10 protein-coding genes are annotated in these 8,691 nt (G+C 71.7%); 6 read left to right on the plus strand and 4 right to left on the minus strand.

All coding sequences use genetic code 11. From position 1 onward, the window contains the following. Positions 1-52 precede the first annotated feature (52 nt). A complete protein-coding gene (locus tag VP06_RS30850) occupies positions 53-1,117 on the plus strand; it encodes a radical SAM/SPASM domain-containing protein (RefSeq protein ID WP_048467644.1) in 1,065 nt (354 codons plus the stop codon). 18 nt (positions 1,118-1,135) lie between these two features. Further along, positions 1,136-2,275, plus strand: a complete 1,140-nt coding sequence (locus tag VP06_RS30855; protein WP_048467645.1) for a pyridoxal phosphate-dependent aminotransferase — start codon at positions 1,136-1,138, stop codon at positions 2,273-2,275. 7 nt (positions 2,276-2,282) lie between these two features. Here VP06_RS30855 and VP06_RS30860 read toward each other — a convergent pair whose 3' ends face one another. Then, positions 2,283-2,702: a hypothetical protein gene (locus tag VP06_RS30860; protein WP_048467646.1), complete on the minus strand. Its 420-nt coding sequence runs from the start codon at positions 2,700-2,702 to the stop codon at positions 2,283-2,285. Between the two features lie 111 nt (positions 2,703-2,813). On the opposite strand from VP06_RS30860, the gene VP06_RS30865 reads away from it, so the two are divergent. From VP06_RS30865 to VP06_RS30875, 3 genes are all read left to right on the plus strand, one after another. Then, positions 2,814-3,437, plus strand: coding sequence for a cytochrome b/b6 domain-containing protein (locus VP06_RS30865; protein ID WP_342586856.1), 624 nt, complete (start codon positions 2,814-2,816; stop codon positions 3,435-3,437). 3 nt (positions 3,438-3,440) lie between these two features. Next, positions 3,441-4,214, plus strand: a complete 774-nt coding sequence (locus VP06_RS30870; RefSeq protein ID WP_048467648.1) for a molybdopterin-dependent oxidoreductase — start codon at positions 3,441-3,443, stop codon at positions 4,212-4,214. Positions 4,215-4,277: 63 nt separating this feature from the next. After that, positions 4,278-4,823, plus strand: coding sequence for a chlorite dismutase family protein (locus VP06_RS30875; RefSeq protein WP_082167722.1), 546 nt, complete (start codon positions 4,278-4,280; stop codon positions 4,821-4,823). Positions 4,824-5,029: 206 nt separating this feature from the next. Here VP06_RS30875 and VP06_RS30880 read toward each other — a convergent pair whose 3' ends face one another. Both VP06_RS30880 and VP06_RS30885 read right to left on the minus strand, forming a co-directional pair. Further along, positions 5,030-6,190, minus strand: coding sequence for a patatin-like phospholipase family protein (locus VP06_RS30880; RefSeq protein ID WP_048467650.1), 1,161 nt, complete (start codon positions 6,188-6,190; stop codon positions 5,030-5,032). Between the two features lie 126 nt (positions 6,191-6,316). Next, a complete protein-coding gene (locus tag VP06_RS30885; RefSeq protein WP_245291382.1) occupies positions 6,317-6,661 on the minus strand; it encodes a hypothetical protein in 345 nt (114 codons plus the stop codon). Positions 6,662-6,950: 289 nt separating this feature from the next. On the opposite strand from VP06_RS30885, the gene VP06_RS30890 reads away from it, so the two are divergent. Then, a complete protein-coding gene (locus VP06_RS30890; protein WP_245291383.1) occupies positions 6,951-7,865 on the plus strand; it encodes a LysR family transcriptional regulator in 915 nt (304 codons plus the stop codon). Between the two features lie 5 nt (positions 7,866-7,870). Here VP06_RS30890 and VP06_RS30895 read toward each other — a convergent pair whose 3' ends face one another. After that, positions 7,871-8,521: a peroxiredoxin-like family protein gene (locus VP06_RS30895; protein WP_048467651.1), complete on the minus strand. Its 651-nt coding sequence runs from the start codon at positions 8,519-8,521 to the stop codon at positions 7,871-7,873. Positions 8,522-8,691 lie beyond the last annotated feature (170 nt).

The following is an 8,691-nucleotide window of genomic DNA, read 5'->3' on the forward strand; positions in this document are numbered from 1 at the left end:
TCATGAGGATCGTCCGGCGTGTGGAGGCGCCCCCCCACGCCGGACGATCCTCATGACCCACGCCGTCGCCCTCGCGACCGATCCCCGCCGCTATCACGACGCCGCGCCGCGGCGGGTGGAATCCCGCGCCGAGGCGCCGCCCGTCTGCCTCTACCTGGAGGTGACGAACCGCTGCAACCTGCTCTGCACGACCTGCCCGCGCACCTACGAGGAGCTGGAGCCGCCGGCCGACATGAGCTGGGAGCTGTTCACGCGCATCGTCGACCAGGTGCCGGGCGTGCAGCGCGCGGTCTTGCACGGGGTCGGCGAGCCGATGCTGGTCAGGGACCTGCCCCGCATGGTCCGCTACCTCAAGGAGCGGGGCACCTACGTCCTGTTCAACACCAACGGCACGGTGCTCACCGAGAAGCGGGGCCGGGCCGTGATGGAGGCGGGACTCGACGAGCTGCGGGTCTCCCTCGACGCCGCCACCGCGGCCTCCTACCGGGCGATCCGCGGCAAGGACTATTTCGGCCGCATCCTGCGCAACGTGCGCGCCTTCCGCGAGATGCAGGTGCGCGAGGGGCGGGAGCGCCCGCGTGTCTCGGCTTGGCTCACCGGCCTGAAGGAGACGCTGCACGAGCTGCCCGCCTTCGTGCGGGTCGCCGCCGAGATCGGCGTCGGCGAGGTCCATCTCCAGCGCCTCGTCTTCTTCGAGGAGGCGGCGGCAGGCCATGCCCGGCCCGATCAGGCGCTCTACGAGCGCATGACCCGGGAGGAGGCAGCGATCCTCGAGGAGGCGGCGGCCCTCGCCGCCTCGCTGGGGCTCACCTTCTCGGCCTCGGGCGCCGCCTCGGAGCCCGGCCTGAGCGTCCGGCGCACCGAGGACAAGGCGTCCTGGTCGCTCTGCCGCCGGCCCTGGACGGTGATGTACGTCACCGCCAACGGCCGCGCGCTGCCCTGCTGCATCGCCCCCTTCTCGCAGCGCGGCTACGAGAACTACACCCTCGGCGACGCGACCCGGGACGAGTTGCGGACGATCTGGAACGGGCCGGCCTACCGCGACTTCCGGGCGGCTTTGCTCTCCGACACCCCTCCCAGCGCCTGCGCCGGCTGCGGCCTGCGCTGGAGCCTCTGACGTGACGGGAGCGGCGCCGTGACCGCGACCTTCGCCCTGGCCGCCTTCCTCGCGCGGTGGGCGCCCGCGATCCGCCACGACCTTGCGGCAAGCGAGAGCGAGCCGCTCACGCTCGCCGACCTGCTCGCCCGCGCGGACGACGAGGACCGGGCGCGCTGGGAGCGCCTGAACCTCGGATACCCGGACCCGCGGGGCGCGCCCTGGCTGCGGGCGGCCGTGGCCGCGCGCCACGCCGTCCTGACGGCCGACGACATCGTGTGCTGTAGCGGCGCGCAGGAGGCCCTGTCCTGCACCGTGGCCGCGCTGGTGCGGCCCGGCGACCACGCGGTCGTCGTCCTGCCGATCTACCAGCCGGCGGAGCAGGCGGTGACCTCGCTCTGCGCGACGACGGGCGTGCCGCTGCGGGAGGAGGCCGGGATCTGGCGGCTCGACATCGAGCGGATCGCGGCGGCCCTGCGGCCCGAGACCCGCCTCGTGGTGATGAACCTGCCCAACTCCCCGACCGGCGCGCAGATCGAGGCCGACGGGCTCGACGCCGTGGTGCGCCTCTGCCGCGACCGCGGGATCTGGCTCGTCAACGACGAGGTCTATGGCCTGACCACCACGGCGGATGCGCTGCCGGCGGTGGCGGACCTCTACGAGCGGGGGGTCAGCATCAACGGCCTCTCGAAGGGCTTCGGCCTGCCGGGCCTGCGCGTCGGCTGGGCCGCGAGCCGGGACCACGGCCTGCTGAGCCGGATCGTCGTCGCCAAGAGCCGCTCGTCGAGCTGCCTGTCGGCGGCGAGCGAGGTGCTCGCCCATGTCGCGCTCAAATCCGAGGCGGCGATCCGCCAGCGCAACCGCGCCATCGGCCAGGGGAACGCCACGCGCCTCCGGCAGGTCGCCGCGCGCTGGCCCGGGCTCCTCGAGGTGGGGCCCGCCCAGAACCTCGCCTTCGCCTTCGTGCGCTACCGCGGCGCGGGATCGAGCGACGCCTTCGCCCGCGACCTGGCGGGGCGCGCCGGCATCCTCGTGCTGCCCGGCTCGCTCTGGCGCTCGCCCCTCGCCCCGGTGGCGGAGGACGGCCTGCGGATCGGCCTCGGCCGGCGCGCGAGCGAGGGCGCCCTCGGCGCCCTCGCCGCTCACCTGTCCGGCCGCGCCGCGGCGCCGGCCGCGTGAGGAGGCGTCAATGGAACGGTTTCGCCAGCCCGACCCGGATCGTCTCCCCGGGCGGAATCGCCGGGGTCGGACCGGCCTCCGGCAGGGCCTGCCATTGCTCGGGCGTCAGGTCGAGGAGCGCCACGTGCTCGCCCAGCAGCCCGACCGCCTCGGTCGGCACCAGGACGTTGCGGCCGAAGAGCCAGCCGGTCTCGACGCTGAGGTCGACGCCGCCATCCGCCCGCCGGACGACGCCGCGCACGCGCCCGAGCACCGCCTGCCGCTCCGCAGGTTCGAGCAGCCGCCGGCCGATCAGGTCGCCGACCCGCACCGGCTGCGGGAACCGGCGCGCCGCCTTCGCGGCGAGGGCGGGACGGTCGATCGGCGGCGTCGCGGCGAGCGCCGGAGCCGCGAGGGCGATCAGCATCATCAGAGAGTAGGGTCGCACCGGATCCTCCTTGGTTGCCCTCAAATATTGTATCTTCCAAATACCATCAAGTAAACTGTAAACAAAAACCGAATCATGAGGGCGCACATGAGCACACTTGCCGTAAGCACCATGCCTGCACGTTCATCACGCCTGCATCCGATTGCCATCCGCATCATGCACTGGACCAATGCGGCGGCGATGATCGTGCTGATCGGATCGGGCTGGGGGATCTACAACGACTCCGTGATCATTCACGGGCTGCATTTCCCGGTGAAGATCGGCTCCTGGGCGGCCGAGAGCCTGCTCTGGCACTTCGCCGCCATGTGGGTGCTCACCCTCAACGGCGCCGCCTACCTGATCTACGGCGTGGCGACTGGGCGCCTGCGCGAGCGCCTGCTGCCGATCCGTCTGCGCGACGTCGTGGAGACGGTGCGCGAGACGCTGCGGTTCAAGCTCGCCCACGAGGATCTGACGACCTACAACGCGGTGCAGAAGATCCTCTACATCGTGGTCATCCTGGCCGGCGTCGCCCAGGTCGTGTCGGGCGTGGCGATCTGGAAGCCGGTCCAGTTCTCGGGCCTGGTGTCGCTCCTCGGCGGCTTCCAGTCGGCCCGGCTGATCCACTTCCTCGGCATGGCGGTGATCGTCGGCTTCCTCGTCGTGCATGTCGCCCTCTCGCTCCTGGTGCCGCGCACCCTGTGGGCGATGCTGACCGGCGGCCCCGAACTTCCCTCGCAGCGCAAGGAGGCGTGAGCGATGCGCTCCCTGTTCCGTCCCCCGGTCCTCCCCGATGCCGGGGTGCTCGACGACCACCGCCCGCTGATCCGCTCGCTGGAGCGCCGGGGCTTCCTGCGCGGCGGGCTGTCCCTCGGCGCGCTGACGATGCTGACCGGCTGCGACGTCAGCGACTCGACCTCGGTCGGGCAGGCGCTGCGGGCGATCTCGGCCTTCAACGACGGCGTCCAGGCGGCGTTGTTCGATCCGAACAAGCTCGCGCCGGAATATCCGGCCTCGGCGGTGCTGAAGCCGCCGCGCTTCAATGCCTATTACCCGATCGAGGAGGTGAAGCCGGTGGACGGGGCCGCCTGGCGGCTCGAACTGGCGGGCCTGATCCAGGACAGGACACCCTGGACGCGGGAGAAGATCGCCGCCCTGCCGCAGCGCGAGACCATCATCCGGCACGTCTGCGTCGAGGGCTGGGACTATATCGGGCAATGGTCCGGCGTGCCGCTCCGGACCTTCCTGGAGCGGGTCGGCGCGGATCTCCGGGCGAAGTACGTCGCCTTCAAGACGGCCGACGATTACCCGAGCAGCATCGACATGGCGACGGCTCTGCACCCCCAGACCCTGCTCGCCACGACCTATGCGGGCGAGACGCTGCCCGACCCGTTCGGCTATCCGCTGCGGCTGCGCATGTCGACCAAGCTCGGGTTCAAGAACCCGAAATGGATCACCGCCATCGAGGTGACCAACACCTACCCGGGCGGATACTGGGAGGACAAGGGCTTCAACTGGTTCAGCGGCCTCTAGATTGTCAAAAGATGGCACATGCCTTGCTATCCGTTGCGGCAGGAAGAGGGCAGGGATCCCGTGATGACGAACCTCGTCCATTTCAGCGGCGGCCGCAGCGGGCCGTGGCGGATCGTCGACATGGCGGCGGTGCGGGGCGAGGGGCTGGCCCGCGCCGAGCGCCTCGCCGTGTCGGCGACGGCGGACGGGCCGGGATGCTGGACCCTGCGGGGCGTCGTCGGCCATGCGCGCTACGCCACGCGCCGGGAACTCGACGGGCTGGCGGCCCGGCAGGCGCCCCTGGGGCGTGGCGAGGCGGTCTGCGCCGCCCTCATCCCGATCCGCAAGTCGCAGGCGTGGTGGGACCTCGCGCAGGACGAACGCCGGGCGATCTTCGAGGAGACCTCGCACCACACCGCGATCGGCGCGGCCTACCTGCCGGCCGTGGCGCGGCGCCTGCACCATGGCCGCGATCTCGGCGAGCCGTTCGACTTCCTGACCTGGTTCGAGTTCGCCCCGGACGATGCCACCGCCTTCGACGCGCTTGTCGCCGCCCTCAGGGCGACGCCGGAATGGGATTACGTGGAGCGGGAAGTCGACATCCGTCTCGTCTGGGAGCCCGGCGACTGACAGCGGGCGGACGGCCCCCGGCTCGGCGCGCGACCCTGCAGGGCGGCGCGATTGGTCGACGCCGCGACGGTCCGGTGCTCGTCATCGGGGGGATGGCCGCCGACGGTCCGCGTCGCCGAGGGGGAGGACCTGCCGAAGGGGGCGTCGCCGCCGCCTGGTGCCGGCCGCCCACGATGCCATCGCGCCGGCCTTTCAGGCCGTCGGTCTCACCACGTCACCGCGGCGTGGTCCGCATCGGCCTCGTGCAGCACGAAACCGTCCAGGTCGTCGACCGGGCGCGTCCAAGGAGCCTGGGCGAGGATGCGTCGTGCGTGCCGGTAGCCCGCTTCCTCGCGCGCACGGATCCCGGCCGGGCTGAAGTCGATGTCGCGCAGGTGATTCTCCGCCTCGAGCCGGGGTGCGAGAAGGCGGACCACATGCATCCGGGTGAGGCAGCCATAGGCGGCGAGCGCCTTGACCTCCGGATCGGCCGCGACGCCGTCCGGCAGGCGTCGGGCGAGTTCGGCGATCACGTGACGCAGCCGGTGCATCTGCCTCTGCCGGGCGATCTGGCTGTGGGCGCGGCTGGCATATTGCAGATCCTTCTGGCGGTTGACGACCTCCCAGAGCGTCTCCGGTGCGGGCCCCGACGGATTCCACATGTGAACCGCGAACACGATGCCGTCGCGCCGCGGATTGTCGTCGAAGACCGCCTCGACGGGGGTGTTCGAGAGGATTCCGCCGTCCCAGTAGAGATCGTCTCCGATGCGTACCGGCGGGAAGGCCGGGGGCAGCGCCCCGGAGGCGATGACGTGGTCCAGGTCGAGGACCTCGTCGCGGCTATCGAAGTAGCGCATCCGGCCGGTCCGCACGCTGGCGGCTCCCACCGTCAATCGGCAGGCGCCGCCCTGCACCACGGCGAGATCGACCAGGTCGCGCAGCGTCTCGCGCAGCGGCGCCGTCGTGTAGTAGCCGGCCGCATCCGGGCCGAGCGGCCAATGGGGATTGGCGAGCGCCAGGGGATTGGGCGCGAAGAAGCCCGGCACGCCGCCCATCAGCGTGGCCCAATGGGCGGAGATCGCCCCGAGGCCGGGCCAGCCGGACAGCCGACCGCGTATGCCGGTATGCGCGATCCGCCGCCAGAAGGCGGACAGCCGCTCCAGCCGGCGCTCGGGCGGGTTGCCGGCGATCAGGCTGCCGTTGATCGCCCCGATCGAGGTGCCGATCACCCAGTCGGGCTCGATCCCGGCCTCGTGCAGGGCGCGGTAGACGCCGACCTGATAGGCGCCGAGGGCGCCGCCGCCCTGGAGCACGAGGACCACCTGGCCGAGGTTCCGGAGAGGGGGCCGCTCGCCGGCCGGTGCGAGCCTCGGATTCGCCGCGTCCATCCTGCTTTCCCTCGGCCTCAGCAGATTTCGCCGAAGTGGCCACCGGTTCGGCGGCAACAATCTGCGATCAAACAAGAGCCTAAGCGGGCGAAGCGTTGGCCTGCCAACGCACGTCTGCTGAGCGGATCAGCGGTTCAGCGGACCGCCCGCCCGCGACCCGGAGCCGTAGCGGCGCAGGGCCGGATCCCGCTTCTTGATCGGGGCCGCGCCTCCGGGGCCCGTCGAGGACAGACGATTGTTGAGCGTGCCGCCGGCATGGCTCCCGGAACCGAGCCGCGCCGGATCGGGCGGGGTCACGGGTTTCGGCGTGCCCCCGGTCGCGCTGATCCGATCCCGGCCGGGCCCGCCCGATTGCTGCCCACTCCCGCTGTTCTGGGCGAAGGCGGGACCCGCGAGGCAGAGCGCGAGCCCGGCGATGATGAGGCGGTTCATGGCGATCTCCGGTGTGCCGCCACCCGGCGACAGCCTCATCAGAGCATCCGGGATGCTCCGCGGACATTCGCGAATGGCTATGGTTTCGATGCTCGCCGCATCATGGCCGCGGCGGCGCGGCCGCTGACGGGCGGGGGCCGGGCGGACCGTCCTCGCTCCCCGAAGGCCCTGCGCGATGAACCGGGCCGCCCGCGGCCGACGCGCAGGGTCGGGACGGCCTGCCCACGGCCCGCGATTCCGACGCGGCGGGCGGTCGCCCCGTCCCGCCGGCGCGATGTCGGGGACGCGACCGGCCCGTGTCGAGCCTGGATCGGGGTTGGATGAGCGCATGGAGATGCATCAGGTCCGCTACTTCCTGGCGGTGGCCGAGCACCTGAACTTCACCCGTGCGGCCGAGCACCTGCACGTGGCGCAGCCGTCGTTGACCCGCGCGATCCAGAAGCTGGAGGACGAGCTGGGAGGCCCGCTCTTCCATCGTGAGCGTGCCCACACGCATCTGACCGAACTCGGCCGCCTGATGCGGCCGCATCTGCAAGCCACCCTGGGCGCGGCCGAGACGGCCAAGCGCCAGGCGCACAGCTTCCGCAAGGGCGAGATGGGGCAGCTCACCGTCGGGGCGTGCTCGTCCATCGCGGCCGAGACCGGGGCTCCGCTCCTCGCCCGCGTCGCGGCGGAGATCGGCGGGCTGGCCCTTCAGGTCGAGATCGGCCATGCGCCGGTGGTCGAGGAGAAGCTCATCGCGGGCGACGTCGACGCGGCCCTGCTCGCTCCCGTCGCGGGCAAGCCCGACAGCCGTCACGACCGCTTCGACCTCCACACCCTCTCCGAGGACCTGTTCTGCGTGACCTTCGCGCCCGGACACCGCTTCGAGGCCGCGAGCGAGCTGGTGCTGGAGGATCTCGACTCCGAGCCGCTCATCGTGCGGGTCGGCTGCCGCCACGAGGAGGCGATCGCCACCGCCATGGAGGCGCGGGGCATCAACCGGATCGCGCGCCATTCATGCGGCGACGAGCGCTGGCTCGCGGGGCTGGTGCGGGAAGGTCTCGGGTGCATCCTCTGGCCGGAAGGCGTCGCTCGCACCCGGTCGCTGCCCTTCCGCCGGCTCGCGGACCTGCCGCTGCGGCACCGGGTGGTCCTCACGACGATGGCGGGCCGCCGTCACTCGCCGGCCCTCGCCGCGCTGGTGCGGCAGGGCGCCCGGGCGAGCCTTCCGCGGCCCCGGTCCTCCCCGGACATGGCCTGACACTGTCAGATGATGGCGGTCGGGCCGCGGAGGGAGGCCACGATCTCGGTGGGGTCGAGGCGCCGGGTGTAGTCCGGGTCCTTGTGGCAGAGGGCGATCGTCCCGTCGGGACGGATCACGTAAGTGGCCGGGATCGGAAGCAGCCAGGCGTCGGTCCCGTAGACCTGCGAGAGGTCGACGCCTCGCGCGAGCAGCGCCTCGCGCTGCACGTCCGGCATGCGGAAGACCAGCCCGTACTGCAACCCGACCCCGTTCACCGGATCCTTGAGGACGGTCAGGCCCGGAACATCGCGGCTGCGCGCGACCAGGGTCTCGGAGAAGTCCTGCGGCGAGATCATCATGAGGCTCGCCCCGGCCGCGGTGAGATCCGGCATCGCCGCGAGAAGGGCCTCCATCTCGACGCGGCAGAACGGGCACCATTCGCCGCGGAAGAAGCTGAGGACGACGGGTCCCGCCCGCAGCCGCTCGCCCAGCGACACCATCTCCCCCGTCGGGTCGGGCAGGGCGAAATGGGGCGCATGGTCACCCACCTCCTTGGCACCGGTCTCCAGGCCGCTGCGGCGCAGATGGGCGAACGCCGCCTCCATGCTTGCCCGAAAGGCACCGTCGATCTGGCTCACCAACGCCTCGGTGCGTGCCTTCAGCGGCGTGATCATTCCGGCTCCCTGACGTCCCGCCACCCGATCGTGAATCGCCGTCCCGCGCCCCTGCGCTCTTACGCTAAGCAGATTTCGCCGAAGCGGTCACCGGTTCGGCGGCTAAAATCTGCGATCAAACAAGAGCCTAAGCGGGCGACGCGTTGGCCCGCCAACGCAAGTCTGCTTAG

The organism is Methylobacterium aquaticum, from assembly GCF_001043915.1.
GTDB classification, from domain to species: Bacteria; Pseudomonadota; Alphaproteobacteria; order Rhizobiales; family Beijerinckiaceae; genus Methylobacterium; species Methylobacterium aquaticum.

Bases quoted from the DNA above. Each gene is read 5' to 3' on its own strand.
- VP06_RS30850 (WP_048467644.1), top strand. From the start codon at position 53: ATGACCCACGCCGTCGCCCTCGCGACCGATCCCCGCCGCTATCACGAC.
- VP06_RS30865 (WP_342586856.1), top strand. From the start codon at position 2,814: ATGCCTGCACGTTCATCACGCCTGCATCCGATTGCCATCCGCATCATG.
- VP06_RS30870 (WP_048467648.1), top strand. From the start codon at position 3,441: ATGCGCTCCCTGTTCCGTCCCCCGGTCCTCCCCGATGCCGGGGTGCTC.
- VP06_RS30875 (WP_082167722.1), top strand. From the start codon at position 4,278: ATGACGAACCTCGTCCATTTCAGCGGCGGCCGCAGCGGGCCGTGGCGG.
- VP06_RS30880 (WP_048467650.1), bottom strand. From the start codon at position 6,190: ATGGACGCGGCGAATCCGAGGCTCGCACCGGCCGGCGAGCGGCCCCCT.
- VP06_RS30885 (WP_245291382.1), bottom strand. From the start codon at position 6,661: ATGAGGCTGTCGCCGGGTGGCGGCACACCGGAGATCGCCATGAACCGC.
- VP06_RS30890 (WP_245291383.1), top strand. From the start codon at position 6,951: ATGGAGATGCATCAGGTCCGCTACTTCCTGGCGGTGGCCGAGCACCTG.
- VP06_RS30895 (WP_048467651.1), bottom strand. From the start codon at position 8,521: ATGATCACGCCGCTGAAGGCACGCACCGAGGCGTTGGTGAGCCAGATC.